This window comes from Arthrobacter sp. FW306-1B-G06A, assembly GCF_058781765.1.
In genome coordinates this window covers 1-19,573 of sequence record NZ_JBYSXB010000061.1, presented here as the reverse complement: position 1 = coordinate 19,573, position 19,573 = coordinate 1, and the positions used below count along the sequence as shown (strand labels likewise).

At 63.9% G+C, this 19,573-nt stretch carries 18 protein-coding genes; 12 read left to right on the top strand and 6 right to left on the bottom strand.

Features of this window, described 5'->3' with window-relative positions:
• The 6 genes from AC3WJM_RS21955 to AC3WJM_RS21930 form a co-directional block, all read left to right on the top strand.
• On the top strand, positions 1-599 hold a 599-nt coding region (locus AC3WJM_RS21955; protein ID WP_492272932.1), incomplete at its 5' end, for an AMP-binding enzyme.
• 197 nt (positions 600-796) lie between these two features.
• Entirely contained in the window at positions 797-2,113 is a 1,317-nt protein-coding gene (locus AC3WJM_RS21950; RefSeq protein ID WP_059389494.1) for an ABC transporter substrate-binding protein, read from the top strand.
• 14 nt (positions 2,114-2,127) lie between these two features.
• A complete protein-coding gene (locus AC3WJM_RS21945; RefSeq protein WP_492260100.1) occupies positions 2,128-3,132 on the top strand; it encodes a carbohydrate ABC transporter permease in 1,005 nt (334 codons plus the stop codon).
• Positions 3,129-4,034, top strand: a complete 906-nt coding sequence (locus AC3WJM_RS21940) for a carbohydrate ABC transporter permease (RefSeq protein ID WP_059389492.1) — start codon at positions 3,129-3,131, stop codon at positions 4,032-4,034. The genes AC3WJM_RS21945 and AC3WJM_RS21940 overlap by 4 nt, the downstream gene beginning before the upstream one ends.
• A gap of 5 nt (positions 4,035-4,039) precedes the next feature.
• Positions 4,040-6,100 (top strand): beta-galactosidase, encoded by a 2,061-nt coding sequence (locus tag AC3WJM_RS21935; protein ID WP_492272931.1) that lies wholly within the window; start codon positions 4,040-4,042, stop codon positions 6,098-6,100.
• Positions 6,101-6,129: 29 nt separating this feature from the next.
• Complete coding sequence (locus AC3WJM_RS21930) at positions 6,130-6,909, top strand: DeoR/GlpR family DNA-binding transcription regulator (protein WP_284990340.1); 780 nt, start codon at positions 6,130-6,132, stop codon at positions 6,907-6,909.
• Between the two features lie 19 nt (positions 6,910-6,928).
• Here the strand turns inward: AC3WJM_RS21930 and AC3WJM_RS21925 are convergent, their stop codons facing one another.
• Together AC3WJM_RS21925 and AC3WJM_RS21920 are read right to left on the bottom strand one after the other, a co-directional pair.
• Positions 6,929-7,948, bottom strand: a complete 1,020-nt coding sequence (locus AC3WJM_RS21925) for a LacI family DNA-binding transcriptional regulator (protein ID WP_306959267.1) — start codon at positions 7,946-7,948, stop codon at positions 6,929-6,931.
• 13 nt (positions 7,949-7,961) lie between these two features.
• Positions 7,962-9,164 (bottom strand): Gfo/Idh/MocA family protein, encoded by a 1,203-nt coding sequence (locus tag AC3WJM_RS21920; protein ID WP_306959269.1) that lies wholly within the window; start codon positions 9,162-9,164, stop codon positions 7,962-7,964.
• Between the two features lie 228 nt (positions 9,165-9,392).
• On the opposite strand from AC3WJM_RS21920, the gene AC3WJM_RS21915 reads away from it, so the two are divergent.
• From AC3WJM_RS21915 to aroQ, 5 genes are all read left to right on the top strand, one after another.
• On the top strand, positions 9,393-10,334 hold the full coding sequence (locus tag AC3WJM_RS21915) for a carbohydrate ABC transporter permease (RefSeq protein ID WP_059389488.1): 942 nt from the start codon (positions 9,393-9,395) through the stop codon (positions 10,332-10,334).
• A gap of 12 nt (positions 10,335-10,346) precedes the next feature.
• Positions 10,347-11,306: a carbohydrate ABC transporter permease gene (locus AC3WJM_RS21910; RefSeq protein ID WP_059389487.1), complete on the top strand. Its 960-nt coding sequence runs from the start codon at positions 10,347-10,349 to the stop codon at positions 11,304-11,306.
• Between the two features lie 50 nt (positions 11,307-11,356).
• Positions 11,357-12,709: an ABC transporter substrate-binding protein gene (locus AC3WJM_RS21905; RefSeq protein WP_306959272.1), complete on the top strand. Its 1,353-nt coding sequence runs from the start codon at positions 11,357-11,359 to the stop codon at positions 12,707-12,709.
• Between the two features lie 115 nt (positions 12,710-12,824).
• The gene (locus AC3WJM_RS21900; RefSeq protein ID WP_492272930.1) at positions 12,825-15,014 is read left to right on the top strand and encodes an alpha-galactosidase; all 2,190 of its coding nucleotides are present in this window, start codon (positions 12,825-12,827) and stop codon (positions 15,012-15,014) included.
• A gap of 154 nt (positions 15,015-15,168) precedes the next feature.
• Positions 15,169-15,633 (top strand): type II 3-dehydroquinate dehydratase, encoded by a 465-nt coding sequence (gene aroQ / locus AC3WJM_RS21895; protein ID WP_492272929.1) that lies wholly within the window; start codon positions 15,169-15,171, stop codon positions 15,631-15,633.
• 34 nt (positions 15,634-15,667) lie between these two features.
• Here aroQ and AC3WJM_RS21890 read toward each other — a convergent pair whose 3' ends face one another.
• Positions 15,668-16,852: a MarP family serine protease gene (locus AC3WJM_RS21890; RefSeq protein ID WP_492272928.1), complete on the bottom strand. Its 1,185-nt coding sequence runs from the start codon at positions 16,850-16,852 to the stop codon at positions 15,668-15,670.
• Positions 16,853-17,099: 247 nt separating this feature from the next.
• Here AC3WJM_RS21890 and AC3WJM_RS21885 point away from each other — a divergent pair, with 247 nt between their 5' ends.
• Positions 17,100-17,777, top strand: a complete 678-nt coding sequence (locus AC3WJM_RS21885) for a Crp/Fnr family transcriptional regulator (protein WP_011775987.1) — start codon at positions 17,100-17,102, stop codon at positions 17,775-17,777.
• An 85-nt stretch (positions 17,778-17,862) separates the two neighbouring features.
• Here the strand turns inward: AC3WJM_RS21885 and AC3WJM_RS21880 are convergent, their stop codons facing one another.
• Genes AC3WJM_RS21880 through sp36 form a run of 3 tightly spaced genes read right to left on the bottom strand, consistent with a single transcriptional unit; the run spans position 17,863 to position 19,486 of the window.
• Positions 17,863-18,774: an NUDIX hydrolase gene (locus AC3WJM_RS21880; protein ID WP_284990336.1), complete on the bottom strand. Its 912-nt coding sequence runs from the start codon at positions 18,772-18,774 to the stop codon at positions 17,863-17,865.
• Between the two features lie 17 nt (positions 18,775-18,791).
• Complete coding sequence (locus AC3WJM_RS21875; RefSeq protein WP_059389482.1) at positions 18,792-19,328, bottom strand: RidA family protein; 537 nt, start codon at positions 19,326-19,328, stop codon at positions 18,792-18,794.
• A 2-nt stretch (positions 19,329-19,330) separates the two neighbouring features.
• Positions 19,331-19,486: a Sp36 family protein gene (sp36, locus tag AC3WJM_RS21870; protein WP_009359196.1), complete on the bottom strand. Its 156-nt coding sequence runs from the start codon at positions 19,484-19,486 to the stop codon at positions 19,331-19,333.
• Between the last annotated feature and the right edge of the window lie 87 nt (positions 19,487-19,573).

Genomic DNA, 19,573 nt, shown 5'->3' with positions numbered 1-19,573 from the left:
TCGTGGACGAGGCCGGCGAGTCCGTCCCGGACGGGCACGGCGGCTACCTCGTGGTCCGCGAACCCTGGCCCGCGATGCTGCGCGGCATCTGGGGCGACCCGGAACGGTTCAAGGACACCTACTGGTCCCGCTTCGAGGGCATGTACTTCGCCGGGGACGGGGCCAAGAAAGACGAAGACGGAGACGTGTGGCTCCTGGGCCGGGTGGATGACGTCATGAACGTCTCCGGGCACCGGCTCTCCACCACGGAAATCGAATCCGCGCTCGTGTCCCACCCCTGGGTGGCGGAGGCCGCCGTCGTCGGGGCTTCCGACGAAACCACCGGCCAGGCCGTGGTCGCGTTCGTGATCCTGCGCGGGGACGCCGTCAACGACGGCGACGCCACCGTCTTCGAGCTGCGCAACCACGTGGGCAAGGAAATCGGCCCCATCGCCAAGCCCAAGCACATCCTCGTGGTCCCCGAACTGCCCAAGACCCGCTCGGGCAAGATCATGCGCCGCCTCCTCAAGGACGTCGCAGAAGGCCGCGAAGTGGGCGATGCCACCACCCTGTCCGACCCAACCATCATGGCCCAGATCGCGGAATCGCTGAAGAAGTAGGCTCTGCTCCAAGCAAACAAAAGCGCCAAGGCACCACGCAAGGTCGGCGGTTCTCTCCCGGGAGGACCGCCGTTCTTGTCTTAAAACCCGCCGTCGCAAGAATGTTATATTTAGTTCTTTCATGTTCTCTTTTGAGCGGTTATAGTCGAGTTCTACGTGAGATAACTCACAAGCACCACGCTTTCAAGGGAGAGAACATGGCAGCGAATCTTGACCCGTTCCAGTCGGCCTACAACGCCGGCCCTGGACGCCGCACCATCCTGAAAACGCTCGGTATAGGCGCTGCTGGGCTCGCCGGCATTCCGCTGCTGGCTGCTTGCACTGGCGGTTCCGGACCGGCTCCCGGAGCTTCCTCGAACAGCCTGACCTTCGGTTCAGGTTCCTCGGACGACGTTCCCAAGGCCGCCTACAAAGCCGTCACCGATGCCTTCACCAAGAAGTCCGGCATCACGGTGGCCACCAACGTCGTCCCGCACAACGACTTCCAGAACAAGATCAACTCCTACCTCCAGGGCAGCCCGGACGATGCCTTCACGTGGTTCGCCGGCTACCGCATGCAGTACTACGCGGGCAAGGGCCTCCTGGCTCCCGTAGACGACGTATGGGCAACGATCGGCAGCAACTTCTCCGACGCCATGAAGAAGGCCTCCACCGGCCCGGACGGCAAGATGTACCTGGTCCCCAACTACAACTACCCGTGGGGCTTCTTCTACCGGAAGAGCTTCTGGGCCGAGAAGGGCTACGCAGTCCCCAAGACCTTCGATGAGCTGAAGACCTTGGCCACGAAGATGAAGACCGACGGCATCATCCCCATCGGCTTCGCGGACAAGGACGGCTGGCCGGCCATGGGCACCTTCGACTACATCAACATGCGCCTCAATGGCTACCAGTTCCACGTGGACCTGACCGCCCACAAGGAAAGCTGGGACCAGAAGAAGGTCAGCGACGTCTTCGACACCTGGAAGGCCCTCCTGCCGTTCCAGGACCCCAATGCCCTCGGCCAGACCTGGCAGGACGCGGCCAAGGCACTCGAAGCCAAGAAGACCGGCATGTACCTGTTGGGTTCGTTCGTGACCCAGCAATTCACGGACCCCGCCGTGCTGGCGGACATCGATTTCTTCCCGTTCCCGGAAATCGCGGTGGAAGGCACCGACGCCGTCGAGGCCCCCATCGACGGATTGCTCCTGTCCAAGAAGGGCGGCGACAACAAGGCGGCTCACGACTTCCTGGCGTTCATGGGATCCGCCGAAGGCCAGAACGCCTATTCAGCCGTGGATGGCTCCAACATCGCCACCGTCAAGGGCGCCGACACGTCAAAGTTCACCCCGCTGAACAAGAAGTGTGCAGACACCATCTCCAACGCCAAGTACATCAGCCAGTTCCTGGACCGTGACGCCCTCCCTGCCATGGCCAACAACGTAATGATCCCCGCGCTGCAGTCCTTCATCAAGGACGGCACCGTGGACGTCAAGAACCTTGAAGCGCAGGCCAAGACCCTTTACGCAGCCCAGTAGCTGAAGGAATCCCCATGAGTACTACCGCCGAGAAACCGGCAGCACCGGACAGCGAACCCGGTGCTGCCGGGCGAACCACGGCCGGCAAGAGCCAGCCCGGCACCGGCAGGCGGACCGGCAAAGCAGGCAGGGTCCGCCGCCTCACGCGCCGCGACAAATTCGTCCTCGCCATCATGGTGGGCGTGCCTACCCTGATCCAGCTCCTGCTTGTCTGGCTGCCCACGCTCTTCTCCATCGCGCTGAGCTTCACCCGCTGGAACGGCCTGGACCTGAAGGACATCAAGGCCGCAGGGCCGGACAATTACCACTACGTGGTCCAGGACTATCCCCCTTTCTGGCCCGCCATTCAACACAACGTCCTCTGGCTCGTCTTCCTGGCCCTGATCGCAACACCCCTCGGCCTGCTGCTGGCAGTGCTCCTGGACCAGAAGATACGCGGCAGCAAGATCTACCAGAGCATCTTCTTTACGCCGGTCATGTTGTCGCTGGCCCTCATCGGCATCATCTGGCAGCTTTTCTACAACCGGGACAGCGGACTGCTGAACTACCTCCTGGGCACGGCGGGCACACCACAAGCCGTGGACTGGTTCGGAAATTCGAACGTGAATATCTGGGCGGCCATGGTTGCGGCAACGTGGCGCCACGCGGGCTACGTCATGATCCTGTACTTGGCCGGGCTCAAGGGCGTGGACCCCTCGCTGCGGGAAGCGGCGTCGATTGACGGCGCCAGCGCCGCGCAGACGTTCTTCCGCATCGTCTTCCCGGCTATGCGCCCTGTGAACATCGTGATCGTGGTGATCACGATCATCGAGTCGCTCCGTGCCTTCGACATTGTGTACGTCATCAACCGAGGGACCAACGGCCTTGAATTGATTAGCGCCCTGGTGATCCAGAACCTGATCGGCGAAGGCCAGGTGATCGGCGTCGGTTCGTCCCTCGCGGTCATTCTCCTGGTCATCTCGCTGATCCCCATCGTCTTCTACCTCATCCGCACCTTCGGCAAGGAGAGCAAGGCATGAGCACCCTCGCCAACCCCATCCCGCGTACAACAGCCACGGGCGCCAGGAACTCCGGCAAACGCCACTACGGGACCCACATCTTCCTGACCGTCATGGCCATCATGTGGCTTATTCCGCTGGGTTGGTCCTTGTTCACGGCTTTGCGTCCCAAGGCGGACACGGACAAATACGGCTACTTCAGCCTTGGCGGCACTTTCAATTTCGACAACTTCATCACGGCCTGGACCCAGGGCGGATTCTCGAAATACCTCCTGAACTCGGTGATCATCACCGTCCCCTCGGTGCTCCTGACCTTGTTCTTCGCCTCGATGATGGCATTCGCCGTCTCCAGGGTGAGCTGGAAGTTCAACGTCACGCTCCTGATCATGTTCACGGCCGGCAACCTCCTGCCGCCGCAGGTCCTGGCGGCTCCGTTGTTCGAGATGTTCAAACATGTCACGCTGCCGTACTCCTTCAGCGATTCCGGCAACCTGCTCAACACCTACATCTCGGTGATCGCCGTGGACACTGCGTTCCAGATCGGTTTTTGCACCTTCGTGCTTTCCAACTACATGAAGGCCCTCTCGTCCGACCTGACGGAAGCCGCACTGGTGGACGGGGCCGGGATCTGGCGGCAGTACTGGAACATCATCCTGCCGCTGTGCCGACCCGCCCTCGCGGCGCTCGGAACCCTGGAAGTCATCTTCATCTACAACGATTTCTTCTGGCCGCTGCTCTTCATCCAAAGCGGAAACCGGCTGCCCATCACGACGGCCATCAATAACCTGCAGGGCGAGTTCCTCAGCAACTACAACCTCCTGGCGGCCGGTGCCACCATCACCGTGATACCCACCCTGATCATCTACCTCGTGCTGCAGCGCCAATTCGTGGCCGGCCTCACGCTCGGTTCCAGCAAAGGATAAAACGCATGGCAATGGATTACATCGTCGACAAGTTGGGCGGCCGGATCGCGTTCGGCGGCGACTACAACCCGGAACAATGGCCCGAAGAGGTCTGGAAACACGACGTCGCCCTCATGAAGGAAGCCGGAGTGAACCTGGTCAGTGTCGGCATCTTCAGTTGGGCCCTTCTGGAGCCCGAAGAAGGCCGCTACGAGTTCGCCTGGCTCGACAGGATCCTGGACCTGCTCCACACCAACGGGATCAGCGTGGATCTCGCGAACGCGAGCGCTTCTCCCCCGCCGTGGTTCAGCCGCAAGTACCCCGATTCGCTCCCGGTGGATGCCGACGGCGTCCGGCAAAGCTACGGTTCGCGGCAGGCCTTCGCGGCGTGCTCGCCGGACTATCGCCGGGCCGCAGCAGCCCTGACGACGGCGATCGTCCAGCGCTACGCGGGTCACCCCGCCGTCGTGATGTGGCATGTCCACAACGAGTACGGTTGCCACAACCAACCGGACTTCGGCCCGCACGCGGAGCGTGGCTTCCAGGAATGGCTCCAGGTCAGGTACGGGAGCCTGGACGCGCTCAATGAGGCCTGGGGTACGGCCTTCTGGTCCCAGCATTACTACGACTGGGCCGAGATCCTGCCGCCGCGGCGTTCGGGAACGTGGGTTAACCCCACGCAGCAACTGGATTTCGCGCGGTTCTCCTCCGACGCCCTGCTTGAGTGCTTCAACGCGGAGGCAGACATCATCAGGGCACATTCGAAGCACCCCGTCACCACCAATTTCATGGGCTTCAACATGGGCCTGAACGCCCCTGTGGACTATTGGCGCTGGTCCGGGCACATGGACGTGGTGTCCAACGACCACTATCTGATTGCCGCCGACGAACGGAACTTCCAGGACCTGGCCATGACGGCGGACCTCACCCGCGGCTGGGCACAGGGCAAACCATGGCTCCTCATGGAACACTCCACCTCGGCAGTCAACTGGCAACCCCGCAACGTGGCCAAAGTGCCGGGCGAAATGCTGCGCAATTCCCTGCAGCACGTGGCCCGCGGAACCGACGGCGTGTTGTTCTTCCAATGGCGAGCTTCCCGCGCCGGGGCCGAAAAGTACCACTCCGGACTGGTCCCCCACGCCGGCCGCGACAGCAAAGTGTGGCGCGAAGTGGTGGAGCTGGGCCGGGCGCTCGAGAGCATTTCGGAGGTGGCCGGCTCAACGGTCCAGGCCGAAGCCTGCATCATCCATGACACCGACGCCCGCTGGGGCACCGAACTGGACTCGCATCCCAGCGAAGACGCGCGGAACCTCCCGGAATCGCGGCGCTGGCACGATGCGCTCTACCGGGCCGGCATCACCACGGACATCCGGCAAAGCACCGACGATCTTTCCGGCTACAAACTGGTGATCGCGCCCATGCTGTACCTCGTCACCGATGAGGCCGCCGCGAAGCTCCACGAGTATGTCCAAGCCGGCGGAACCCTCGTGATCACGTATTTCTCCGGGATCGTTGACGAGAACGACCACATCCGGATGGATCCGGTCAACGGCGGCGGTTACCCAGGGGCATTTTCCGAACTGCTGGGCGTCAGCATGGAGGAATTCTTCCCCCTGCGCTCAGGCGATGCCGTGGGCTTGAGCCGCTTCGGCTCGGGGACGGTCTGGAGCGAGCTGGGGAAGGCAACCGGGGCGGAGGTTCTTGCCACGTTCGACGGCGGCACGGACACAAGCGGCGCACGCACCGGCGTCGACGGCTCGCCCGCGGTGACCCGCCGGGCGGGATCCGCCGGGCGCGGTGCCGCCTACTACGTCGCCACGACCTTGGGCCGCGAGGGGCTGGCCGAACTCGTCCAGCTCCTCTGCTCGGACGCCGGAGTGGCACCGGTCCTGGGCGTTCAGCCTCCGGAAGACGTGGAAATCGTCCGCAGGAGCAACGGCACCAAGGACTGGACTTTCGTCATCAACCACAGCGCGCGGGACGTGGAGGTGCCGCTCGACGGCGTCGAGCTCCTGGGCGGGACACCTACCGGAGGTACGCTAAACCTTACTGCCGGAGGCGTCGCCGTCGTCGCCACTCCCGCCTAGCCACCCGCCGTCCGTCCAGAAAGGCTCCGATGCTTCAGGCAGCCCGCCACACCGCCATAGTCGACGCCGTCCAGCGTGAACGCGTTGTCCGCGTCTCGGACCTCGCGCAACTGCTGGGCGTCTCAGCCATGACTGTTCGGCGCGACATCGAGTCGCTTGAGGAGTCCGGGCTCGTCGAGCGCATCCATGGCGGGGCCAAGATACCGGGCGATGCCCGGACCCACGAGCCCGGCTTTGAGCTGAAATCCACCCAACTGGTCGACGAAAAGCACGCGATCGCCGTCGAGGCCGCCACCCTGGTCCACGAAGGCATGGCCGTGGGCTTGAGCGCCGGAACCACCACCTACGAGCTCGCCAAGGTACTCCTGGAAGGCCCGCGGATCACGGTGGTGACGAACTCCATCAGGATTGCGGATCTCTTCCACAACGCCTCAGGTTCGCGGGAGGCTTTCCCGGTCATCGTGACGGGCGGCGAGCGCACGCCGTCGGACGCTCTGGTGGGTCCCATCGCGACGGCCGCGCTGAAGCAACTGCATTTGGACATGTTGTTCCTGGGCGTCCACGGCATGGATGCGGACGCCGGATTCACCACGCCGAACCTGCAGGAAGCCGAAACCAACCGGGCGTTCATCAGCGCGTCACGCAACGTGGTGGTCTTGGCGGACCACAGCAAGTGGGGAACTGTCGGCATTGCATCGATTGCCCAGCTGGAGGAAGCCGACGTACTCGTGACGGACTCGCACCTCGGCGAGGATGCCCGGCGCATCCTCGCCGACGGCGTCGGGAAGCTCAGGATCGCCGCTCACTAACGCGTGGGCGGGGAAGGCGTTACGGGCACCCGCACGATTGGCGGATGCGGAGCTGGGTGGGGAAGACCCTGTGCTGCGGGGGTTCGTTGCGGTTCTCGCCCACCAGCGCGGATACTGCGGCCTCTGCCATCTCCCACACCGGCTGTTCCACCGTGGTCAGGGCCGGCCAGGTGTATTCGGCCTCAACCGAGCCGTCGAAGGACGCCACGGCGATATCCTCCGGAACGGAGAGACCTGCCTCGCGGATTGCCCGCAGGACCCCGATTGCCTGCATATCGGAGCTGGCGAAGATCGCCGTCGGACGGTTGGCAGATGCCAGGAGGCGTTGTCCGGCAGCGTAGCCCCCGGGGCGGTCGAAACCGTCGCGCGCAAGGGGTCCAGGAGGCAGACCGGCGGCTTGCAGAGCACGCAGCCACCCCTCTTCCCGTCCGTCCGTCACGTTGTCCGCCGTGATGCCCATGGCGAGTCCGATGTTGGTGTGTCCGTGCCCGATCAAATGTTCCACGGCCAAGCGGGCTCCGGCCTCAAGGTCCACTCCGACGCTGTTGAAACCAGGGGCGATCGAGGCATGGTTCAGCAGGACCGAGCGGATTTCAGTGCCGAAAAGCTCCAGTAGATCGGGTTCGAACATGACGCTGGCCAGGACCACGCCATCAACCTGCCGGTCAGCGAGGTTGCGGATGTGGCGGCGTTCGGAGTCCAGCTTGTTGTCGGAATTCGTCAGCAGCAAGGCATAGCCGCGCTCGGCGGCAGCCACTTCCACAGCGTGTCCCAGCAGGGCCCAGAACGGGTTGCTGGAGTCCGGAATCACGAGGCCGATGGTCTGGTTGGACCCCATTTTGAGCGCACGCGCGGCGGCATTCGGCCGGTACCCCAGGATCCGGATGGCTTCCTGGACCTTCGCTTCCGTTGCCGGCGCCACTTTCTTGGGGCCGCCGTTCACCACATAGCTCACGACGGCGGTGCTCACCCCGGCGTACCGGGCCACGTCTTTGCGCGTCACCGGTCCGCGCGGGGTGTGCACTGCCGAAGTAGTCATTGGATCATGCTAGCTACAAAGCCTCCGGAGCATCGCCGAAATCGCGGATGGGGAGCCGTTCCCCGCCGCGGAGCGCGGACTCGTGCGCCACGACGCCGGGGAGCGTGAAGCGCGCCGCCACCCACGCGTTGACCGGAGGAAGGCTTCCCTTGTTCACGGCCGTGACGAAGTCGTCCACCAGGAACTGGTGGCTGCCTTCGTGCCCGGTGGGGGCTCCCTCGAATTCAACGGGGAGCCGTCCGGCGTCGTGCACCGGAGCGAGGCCGGAGATGAACGCACCGCGAAGTTCGGGGGCGACGTCCGCCAACGAGGGGTCATCGGCCGACATGCTCGGCTTGGTCTCCACCTGGTCCGAGACGTCCAAGACCCCCTCCTTGTCCTGCCACAGCGTGGTGGTGGCCAGCTGTTCGAAGCTTGCCTCCGTGCCGAAGAAGCGGAAGCGCGATTCGCGGATATGCGAGGGGTAGCCGACGCGGCGCATCTCGTTGGTGCGCATCGCGCCGCCGTCGTTCATTTCGAACAGCGCAGTGGCGTTGGAGAAGTCGTTGTCGAACATGCTGACTTCTTTGTCGAAGACGCCGTCGCCGCGATCGTCCTTGACGCCGATGCAGCTGACGCTCACGGCGTGGCCCGGTATGGCGCCCAGCACGCCTCCGATGGCGTGCGTCGGGTACAGCATGGGCGGGTAGCTGGCGGTTGCTTTCCAGTTTTCGCCGCCGCTGTACTGGTAGGCCTCGTAGAAGCCCAGGTCCATGTCGTGGACGTAGTCGCCTTCGGTGTAGAAGATGCGGCCGAACTTGCCGGCGGCGTGCTGCTTGCGCGCATAGACGGTTGCGGGGTTGTAGAAGCTGGTCTCTCCCATGGCATAGACAAGCTTGGTTTCACGCACGGCGTCGATGATCCCGGCGATCTGTTCCTCCGAGATTGCCATCGGAACAGCCGAATAGACGTGCTTTCCGGCGCGCAGCGCCTTGATCACCAAGGGCCCGTGCGTCCAGCGTTGCGTGAAGATAGCGACGGCGTCGACGTCGGAGGCCAGCAGCTCGTCGAAACTGCCCATAGTGCCGTCGAGCCCCAGCTGTTCAACAGCTTTGGACGCCCGTTCAGGGAGCTCGTCCACTGCGTAGACCGCGGAAACCCCGGGGTGGAGCTTGAAGAGGTGGGCGAATTGGCCCCCGAACTGGCCGAGGCCTACTACTCCCATTGAAAACGTCATTGTTAGCCCTTCGATTCGTGTGGCTGGCTTCAGAATGCCATCGCCGCGCCCGGAGAGGCTCGACGAGTGACTCAGGCCAGTGAATCACTGGGATCTACTCGAGTCAATAAAAAGCAATAAATCCAAAATAATCGAACAAAAGTTCACAAGACCACTTGACCCCTTCATATCTACTCGTGTAGATTTCCATCAGTTGTAACCCACATCACAGTCAGGAAAGGGTCGAAGATGACCACCCTTGCCAAACAAGCGGAGCCCGCCGCGCTTCCCCAACCGGGCAAACCAAAAAGGTTCGGCATCCGCCGGATCGGTGACTTGAAGATCGCGTTGCTCTTCATCTTCCCGGCGATGATCGGCTTTGTTCTTTTCTTCCTCGTCCCCACCATCCGGGGCATCTACCTCAGCTTCACCGAGTACAGCATCCTGGGTGATCCCACCTGGATCGGCCTGAAGAACTACACGTCGATCTTCAGCGACGACCTGTTCTGGAACGCGATGGCCGTCACCGTCCAATACGTTGCACTGAACATCGGTTTCCAGACCGTCATCGCCATCGGACTCGCGCTCCTCATGCACCGCGTGGCCAAGTCCACCTTCATCCGCGGCGTCCTGTTGCTGCCGTTCCTCGTGGCTAACGTGATCGTCGCGCTGCTCTGGTTCTGGATGCTGGACTACCAGCTGGGCATCGTGAACGAGATCATCAACTGGATGGGCCTGCCCCGCATCGCCTTCTTCGGCAGCGATCAATGGGCCATTCCGACTATCGCCTTCGTCAACGTGTGGCGGCACATGGGCTACACGGCCCTGCTGATCTTCGCCGGCCTGCAGGCCATCCCCAACCACGTCTACGAGGTAGCCAACCTTGACGGCGCCTCCCCCACCCGGACCTTCTGGAGCATCACCATGCCGCTCCTTCGCCCGGTGCTGGTCCTGGTCCTTGTGGTCACCGTCATCGGTTCATTCCAGGTCTTCGACACCGTTGCCGTGACTACCGGAGGCGGACCCGTCAATGCCTCCCGGGTCATCCAGATGTACATCTACCAAAAGGCGTTCGGCGAGTCCGATTTCGGCTACGCCTCAGCGCTGTCCGTCATTCTCTTCATCATTCTCGCCCTCGTGGCCTTCATCCAGATGAAGTTCCTCAAAGGCAACGAGACGGACCTGGACTAAGGAAGCCCCGCCATGAGTACCTCCACCAATTCCCGCCGCTCGCGCGAGTCCGCCACCGCCGTCGTCGGCTCTCCGCAATCGCGCCGCCCCCGCACGAAACCCTTCAACTGGCGCCGCGCAGGTGCCTGGGTCCTCGTAGCGATCGCCGTCGTGGTCACCCTCGCCCCGTTCCTCTGGATGCTCCGGACTGCACTGTCCAGCAACCATTCGCTCGCCTCGAACGCCGGCAACCTCCTTCCCGCGGACTTCAGCTGGGGCGCGTTCCAGCGGGTCTTCGGGCTACAGAGCCCCGAGCAGGCAATCGCCGAAGGCGGTTCCGGCGCTGACATCAACTTCTGGCTCTACCTGCGCAACTCGATCGTCTTCGCCACCATGACCACCGCAGGCCAGGTGTTCTTCAGCGCAATGGCCGCCTACGCCTTTTCCCGCCTGCGCTGGCCCGGCCGGAACAAGGTGTTCGCGATCTTCCTGGCCACCATGATGGTCCCGCCGATCTTCACCGCCCTGCCCAACTTCCTGATGATCAAGAACCTGGGCCTGCTCAACACCTTCGCCGGGCTGGCACTGCCCTTCATGTTCATGACCCCGTTCGCCATCTTCTTCCTGCGCCAGTTCTTCCTGAGCATGTCCCGCGAAGTGGAAGAGGCAGCCATGCTCGACGGCGCCAAGCACCTCCGGATCTTCTTCCAGATCGTGATCCCCAACGCCGCAGCACCCCTGGCCACCCTGGCCCTGCTGACCTTCATCGGTCAGTGGAACGAGTACTTCTGGCCGCTCCTGGTGGGCCAGGACGAAAGTGTCCGCGTCCTCACTGTGGGACTGGGCGTCTTCAAGTCCCAGTCCCCGCAAGGGGCGCCGGACTGGAGTGGGCTCATGGCCGCCACCCTCGTGGCAGCGCTGCCCGTCCTGATCCTCTTCATCGCCTTCGGCAAGAAGGTGGTCAACTCCATCGGCTTCTCCGGCATCAAGTAAGTCATCCCCAGCACCGCCCCGTTCCATCGCAACCCCCTGAAAGGTCCACCATGAAGAAATCCATTGGCACCGTCGCAGCCGCCGTCGCCGTCGCTGCCGCAGCCGCGCTGTCACTCTCCGCCTGTGGCAGTTCCACCCCCGTCTCCAGCGAAGCAAAGGGCGAGATCAACTACTGGCTGTGGGATGCCAACCAGCTCCCGGCATACCAGCAGTGCGCGAGCGACTTCACCAAGGCAAACCCGAACATCACGGTCAAAATCACCCAGCGCGGCTGGGACGACTACTGGACCACCCTGACCAACGGCTTCGTGTCCGGCACCGCCCCGGACGTCTTCACCGACCACCTGTCCAAGTACCCGGAGTTTGCTTCCAAGAAGCAGTTGCTGGCCCTCGACGATGCCGTAGCCAAGGACGGCGTCAAGCTGGACAGCTACAACAAGGGCCTGGCCGATCTCTGGGTAGGCCAAGACGGCAAGCGCTACGGCCTCCCGAAGGACTGGGACACCATCAGCCTCTTCTACAACAAGGCGATGACCGACTCCGCCGGGATCACCGCCGAGCAGATGGCCAAGCTCGATTGGAACCCCAAGGACGGCGGCAGCTACGAAAAGACCATTGCCCACCTGACCGTGGACAAGAACGGCAAGCGCGGAGACGAGGCCGGCTTCGACAAGAACAATGTGGCCGTCTACGGCTTGGGCTTGGAGTCCTCCGGTTCCGGCCAGGGCCAGACCCAATGGAGCTTCCTCGCAGCCACCACCGGCTGGACCGCTACCGACAAGAACCCGTGGGGCACCAAGTTCAACTACGACGACCCCAAGTTCCAGGAAACCATCGCCTGGTGGGCCGGACTGGCGGACAAGGGCTACATGCCCAAACTCGAAACAACGGTAGGCGCCAGCGTGTCGGACAACTTCGGCGCGGGCAAGGCCGCAATCAATACCAGCGGCTCATGGATGATCGGCCAGTACACCGCCTACAAGGGCATCCAGACCGGAATCGCCCCCACGCCGGTTGGTCCGAGCGGTAAGCGCGCGTCAATGTTCAACGGCCTCGCCGACTCCATCTGGGCAGGCACCAAGAACCCGGCAGCGGCCACCAAGTGGGTCGAGTACCTCGGCTCGTCGGCTTGCCAGGACGTCGTCGCCAACAAGGCTGTTGTGTTCCCGGCGATCAGCACGTCCTCTGACCTGGCCGCCAAGGCGTTCGCGGCCAAGGGTGTTGACGTCTCCGCTTTCACCCAGCAGGTCAAAGACGGGACCACGTTCCTCTTCCCCATCGCGGACAAGGCTGCCAAAGTTGACGGCATCATGAAGCCCGCAATGGACGCAGTACTGAGCGGCAAGAAGCCGGCCAGCTCCCTCTCCGACGCCAACAACCAGGTCAACAACCTCTTCAAGTAACACCAGTCCCGCCAAGCCAGTCCGGGCGCCGCCGCTTTCACTCCTTTGACGGCGGCGCCCGGACTCTCCACTCCCGCATCACGCGACACACGACTCTCTGAAAGTGAACCAGCCCATGGACCCGCTCCACCTCCGTTCCGCCGGCACAAGCCTGGTGGTCAGTTTCGATAACGGAGAGGCCGAGGTCATCCACTGGGGTGCCGATCTCGGCAGCACCCTCCCGGACCTTGCCATCCTGGGCGAACCCATTCCGCACTCCGCCGTCGACGCCAACGTACCGGCCGCACTCCTCCCGCAGGGCTCCTCCGCGTGGCTGGGCCGCCCCGGCCTCCGCGGCCAGCGAATCGCCGACGGCGTTCCGGGACTGGACTTTTCGGCCCGGCTTCGCGTGGTGGAAGTGCAGGCTGACCCTAGCTCCGCCGTCGCCTCCGCAGCGATTGTCCAGAAGGACCCCGACGCCGGAATCACCGTGACGTCCACACTCACCCTTCACCCCGGCGGCCTTCTGGAGCTGCGCCACACCGCGGTCAACGACGGCACGTCCCCCTTCCAGCTCGACGAACTGGCCACCGTCCTCCCGGTGGGGCCGGACGCCGTCGAACTCCTTGACCTCACCGGGCGCTGGTGCCGCGAACGGCACCCACAGCGCCGGCCCGTGCAGCAAGGGACGTGGGTGCGCACGGGTCGCCACGGCCGCACGGGGCACGATTCCTCGCTGCTTTTCGCGGTGGGCACCGCCGGATTCGGCAACCGCCACGGAAAGGTCTGGGCCACCCACTTGGCGTGGAGCGGCAACCACGAACAATTCGCCGACACCGTGGCCGATGGCCGCACGATGATCGGCGGCTCCGAGCTCCTGGGCCCGGCCGAAGTAGTCCTCCAGCCCGGCGAGGGCTACACCACACCCGCCCTGTTTGCCGCCTACTCGGACCGTGGCCTGGACGGCATCAGCGAAGCGTTCTACAGCTGGTTCCGCTCGCGCCCGCATCACGTCCTTCCCGCGGCTTCCACGGGACTCCCCGCCGGCAAGCCCCGACCAGTGGTCCTCAACACCTGGGAGGCCGTGTACTTCGACCACAAGCTGGACACCCTGATCGAGCTCGCCGAGTCCGCTGCGGAGCTGGGCGTTGAGCGCTTCGTGCTCGACGACGGGTGGTTCCGCGGGCGCCGCGACGACCACGCGGGCCTGGGCGATTGGTACGTCGACGAAACCCTTTGGCCCGATGGCCTGACACCGCTCATCGAAGCCGTGAACTCCCATGGCATGGAATTCGGGCTCTGGGTGGAACCGGAAATGGTCAACCTGGATTCCGATGTTGCCCGGGCGCACCCCGACTGGATCGTGGGCCCCGCGGCACTCTCCCACAAGGACGGCGGCCGCCTCCCTCTGGAATGGCGGCACCAGCACATCATCGACCTCGTCAACCCGGCGGCCTGGCAGTACGTCTTCGAGCGGATCGACGCCCTGCTCGGGGAAAACAACATCAAGTACCTCAAATGGGACCAGAACCGGGACCTCGCCGAGCACGGCCATGCGGGCCGTGCGTCCGTACACGCGCAAACCCTCGCCGCGTACCGGCTCTTCGACGAGCTCCGCAAGGCCCACCCCGGCGTCGAAATCGAAAGCTGCTCCTCAGGCGGGGCCCGGGTGGATCTCGGCATCCTTGAGCGGACCGACCGGATCTGGGGATCGGACTGCAACGACGCCCTCGAGAGGCAGACCATCCAGCGCTGGACCGGCGTAGTGGTTCCGCCGGAACTGGTGGGCGGGCATATCGGCCCCACCACCTCGCACACCACGGCCCGCACGCACGATCTCTCCTTCCGCGCCATCACTGCGCTATTCGGGCATTTCGGCATGGAATGGGATGTCCGCCACGTCCAAGGCGCCGAACGCGAGGAGCTCAAGCGCTTCATCGGCCTTTACAAGGAGCACCGGGGGCTCATCCACAGCGGGCGGATGGTCCGCGCGGACGTTCCCGACGACTCACTGATGTTGCACGGTGTGGTGTCCGACGACGGCGCGTCCGCGCTGTTCGCCGTCGTCAGCACCCGGACGTCGTTCGCCGAACAACCCGGGCGCGTCGCTGTTCCGGGCCTCGACCCCGAGCGCTCTTACAGGGTGCAAGCAATTTTCCCCGCGCCTGGCGATGCGGACTATGCCCGCACGTTCACCCAGGTGCAACCTCCGGCATGGCTGCCATCCGGAGCCCAGGCAAGCGGCCGCTTCCTTGCGGAGGTGGGACTCCCCTTGCCGGTCCTGAACCCTGAGCACGCGTTGCTGCTCCGCATTACTGCGGTGTAGCTGCCGTTTGGTGTTTCTTACGCTGTTCGGTGTTTCTTACGCTGTTTGGTGTTTCTTACGCTGTTCGGTGTTTCTTACGCTGTCCAGGGCCGCGGCGCAACCGGGCAGCGTAAGAAACGCCGGACAGGCTCGGCGCACCGATAGATTGGGAGTCATGACTGAAGCTCCCACCGCCACCGAAGCCGGTCGCGGCACCATCCTCGTCCTCAACGGCCCCAATTTGAACCTGCTGGGCACGCGCGAGCCGGAAAAGTACGGCACGTCCACCTTGGCCGACGTCGAACAGCTCGCCATGGCCGCCGCCGAGGCCAACGGCTTCACGGTGGACTGTGTCCAGTCCAACCACGAGGGCGACCTCCTGGACGCCATCCATGGCGCCCGCGGGACCGCCGTCGGGATCGTCATCAATGCGGGTGCTTACACGCACACGTCCGTGGCACTGCGGGACGCGCTCGCGGCAGTGCAGCTTCCCGCCGTCGAAGTCCACATCACCAATGTCCACCAGCGCGAAGAGTTCCGGCACCACTCCTACTTGTCCCCGGTGTGCTCCGCGGTGATCGTCGGCGCGGGAGTCGAGGGCTACAAGCTGGCCATCGACTACCTCGCCACCGCGGTCTAGACCCTCGGACTAAGCATGTCCCTTGGTGGGCGGCCTACTTCTTGGTGCACTGGCCCGACGAGACGGCGTCGCTGAGCGATGGTGCTTGCTGTGCCACCGGAGAGAGCTCGTCCATGGTGAGCGCGTAGCCCACCGCCACATCCGAAGTGGTCTTGGCGAAGACAACGCCGGCAACCTGTCCCTGGGTGGTCAGCAGCGGACCGCCCGAGTTGCCCGGTTGCACGTCTCCCGCCAGCTTGTAGACCTGCTCCGGGGACGGGTTGTTGCCGTAAATGTCCGGGACCAGCAGGGTCGAGATGCCCTCCACCGCGGCCGGCTTGGACTGGAACGGACCACCATGCGGGTAGCCGGCGAAAGCCGCGGGCGAACCGGCCGGAAGATCCGGGCTCAACTGCAGCGGCGCCGTCGGGAGGCCGTCGACGGCGATGACGGCCAGGTCGCGCTGGCTGTCGAAGTAGACCACGCGGCCAGGCAACGCACCGCCGTCGGGGATTTCCACTACAGGCTGCGACACTCCGGCCACCACGTGGGCGTTGGTCACCACGCGGCCAGGGGAGACAACAAAGCCGGAGCCTGTCTGGTTCTGGCCGCACTGGTAGGCCGTCCCGGCAATCTTCAGCACGGAGTGGGCCGCATTGTTGAGTGCGGGAGTGTCGGTGCTCGTGTTCGGAACGGGCACAGGAGCAACGGGGCCGATGCCTTCGATGAGCTGCGGAATGCCGTTGCCCATGACCTTGGAACGCAGTTGCGCCACGCTGGCCTTGACCGGTGTGGGCGTCATGGTGTCGATGAAGCGGATCACCTTGGAATCGGCCAGTTGCTGCGAAACGAAGGGCACGCCCAAGGAACCGATGCTGAAAGCCAACATGGACATCACGAGTGCGGCAACAACCAAACTGACGAAACCACCCAGCACGCGGTCAAGTGCGTGCAAAGGCTGGATGCGCAAGGCTTTGCGGACCCTTTGTCCGATCCAGGTACCCAGACCGTGCCCCAAGACAATGAGGACCACGGCCGAGCCGATAATGGCAGTCAGCCTCCAGCCGCTGTCCTTCACCCACTCGCCGACGAGCGGGACCGCGATAAAGGCCGCGGCTGCTCCTACAGCGAAGCCCGCGATTCCTCCGAGCGTCACGAAGAAGCCGTTGCGCAGTCCGTAGATCAGGTAGGAAAGAAGCGTCAAAATCAACGCCAGGTCCAATATGGTCAAGCCGAACACCAAAGCTCCTCACAGCCGGGTAAGCCCCAATTGTAGTTGCACAGACTGACAGCTTCCCTTCGGAAGCAGGCCGTCGTCCAGATCGCGAAGCCCCTGCCGAGCAGGGCATTCCCGGCCGTTTGAGGCGCGGTTTTGGGCCTCTTCCGCGTGATTTAGGGCGTTTCGGCTGCCAAGTACGTCACAGACGCGACAAAATTCTGAAACAATGGCTGAAGCGCCCCAGCCGAACTTTTACTCAGGAGATTTCATGGATATCGAGGTATTGCGCCGCGCACCCCTCTTCGCCACCCTTGACGACGACGCTTTCCGTCTGCTGACGGACGAACTCACAGAGGTGGACCTTTCACGCGGAGCGTCTGTTTTCCGTGAGGGCGATCAGGGTGACCAGCTCTACTTCATCGTGTCCGGCAAGGTTAAGCTCGGCCGCACCTCTCCGGACGGCCGCGAATCCCTGTTGGCCATCCTCGGCCCGGGCGAGCTCTTCGGTGAAATGGCCCTGTTCGATCCCAGCCCGCGCACCGCGACGGCCACGGCCGTTTCCGAAACGCGTCTGGCGGGCCTGAAGAACGAAAGCCTCAACGCCCTGCTGCGCACCCGCCCCGAGGTGTCCGCACAATTGCTCCAAGCACTTGCCCGCCGCTTGCGCCGCACCAACGATTCCCTGTCCGACCTCGTGTTCTCGGACGTCCCGGGCCGTGTCGCCAAGGCCCTCCTGGACCTCGCGGACCGCTTCGGCCGGCCCGCGACCGACGGCGTCCTGGTGGCCCACGAACTCACGCAGGAAGAACTGGCCCAGCTGGTCGGAGCTTCCCGCGAGACGGTCAACAAGGCCCTCGCCGAGTTCGTCCAGCGCGGCTGGCTCCGCCTGGAAGCCCGCGCAGTGGTCATCCTGGACATGCAGCGCCTCCGCCAGCGCTCCCGTTAATTCCTGCGACACAGAAAATGCCTGGTGACCCCGGAATTCCGGAGTCGCCAGGCATTTTTCGTGTCGCCAGCGGATTTGGGTGTCGTCAGCGTTCCCGCTGCGGCTCCCCTGAAACCGTCCGGGCCGCTTCGACTTCGAGCATGAGCGCGCCATCCTCTTGAACGAGCCGCGGCTGGTACATGTGCGGCTTCCGCTTGTAGCTGAGGTACGCAATGCAACCCTGGGCAGCGGCCATCTTCTCAAGGATGATCTCCGAGCCCGGCACCAGCAATTGGCCCAGCGGCAAGCCAACGGTGTTTTCCTGGCCGATTTCATCCCCAAGCGCAGTGGTCTCGCGCTCGGCCATGAGTTTGGAAACGCACACCCAACGCCCCCAGACACCCTTGCTGGCCAGCAGCGATGGCTGCTGGTTCACGGGAAGAGTGGCGGCGAAGTAGCGGGTATTGAAGCGCCTGTGCGCGAAGTCCGGGCTGAGCCAGTTGACCAGCGGCTTGAGCAAGTCCGTCCGCAGCGACAGGCCGCGCTTGGCCAGGACGTCCGTGAACGACTTGTCCTGGGCCGCCACGGCCTCGCGGGCCTTCATCCACTCGGGAGTGGACGTCGCCTCCACTGTGGAGGACAAGTCGGGGCCGGCCAGCAGCACGCCGGTCTCCTCGAACAGTTCGCGGATGGCGCCCACCACGTGGCGGCGGGCAAGTCCGACGTCGGCGGTCCCCAGCGTCTCAGCCCAATGCTGAGGCGAGGGGCCGAGCCAGCCGAGGGCGTCGTCGTCGCTGGGTTCCAGCGAGCCGCCGGGAAACGCGACAACGCCCAAAGGCGAGGAACCGGGACGGTAACCCATCCACGTTTCCAGGCCGGTCGGCGAATCGCGGAGCAGGACAACAGATGATGCAAAACGCGCGGCGCGGGGGGCCCGTTCGCCGAGCTCAAGCCAATTCCGTGCAGCCCCTTCAAGTTCAGGGGGTAACGCAAACAAGCGTCGGGCTAGTTGTGGCAATGGAGTGAACCGGTTCCTTAGCTGAATTCAGCGATCAACTCGACCTCGACGGGAGAGTCGAGCGGAAGGACTGCAACGCCGACGGCGGAACGCGCGTGCTGCCCTTTGTCGCCGAAGACACGCCCGAGGAGCTCGGATGCACCATTGATGACACCGGGCTGGCCGGTGAAGGAGGTATCGGAGGCCACGAAGCCGACGACCTTCACGATGCGCGTGATGCGGTCGAGGTCCCCGATGACACTCTTGACGGCAGCCAAGGCGTTGACGGCGCAGACAGCTGCATACCTCTGCGCGTCTTCCGGAGACACCGTGGGCTCGTCCGAAAGGCCCTCTTCACCGCTGGAGACTTTGCCCGTAGCTTCGAGTTTGCCGTTAATGAAGGGCAGCTGTCCGGAGGTGTAGACGTGGTTGCCGGAGACGATGGCCGGAACATAGGCGGCCACCGGAGCTGCGACGGCCGGAAGGGTCAGTCCCAGTTCTGCAAGGCGCTGCTCGACGGCGGATGCCGGAGCCGTGGAATCCGCGCCAACTGTGGCTTCTGCGGGGGTTGTCATTGTTACTGCTTCTCCCTCTTCAAGTATGCAACAAGTCCGTTTCCGTCGGGTCCGGGAACAACCTGGACGAGCTCCCAGCCGTCCTCTCCCCACTGGTCCAGAATCTGTTTTGTAGCGTGAATGATGAGCGGAATCGTCGCGTACTCCCATTTGGTCATGAAAGAAAGACTAGCTGGCTATAGGATTGTCAATCCTGCGTTTCCGGGCATGATTTGGCGGCTCTGCAGCAGTTGCTGCGGAGCTTG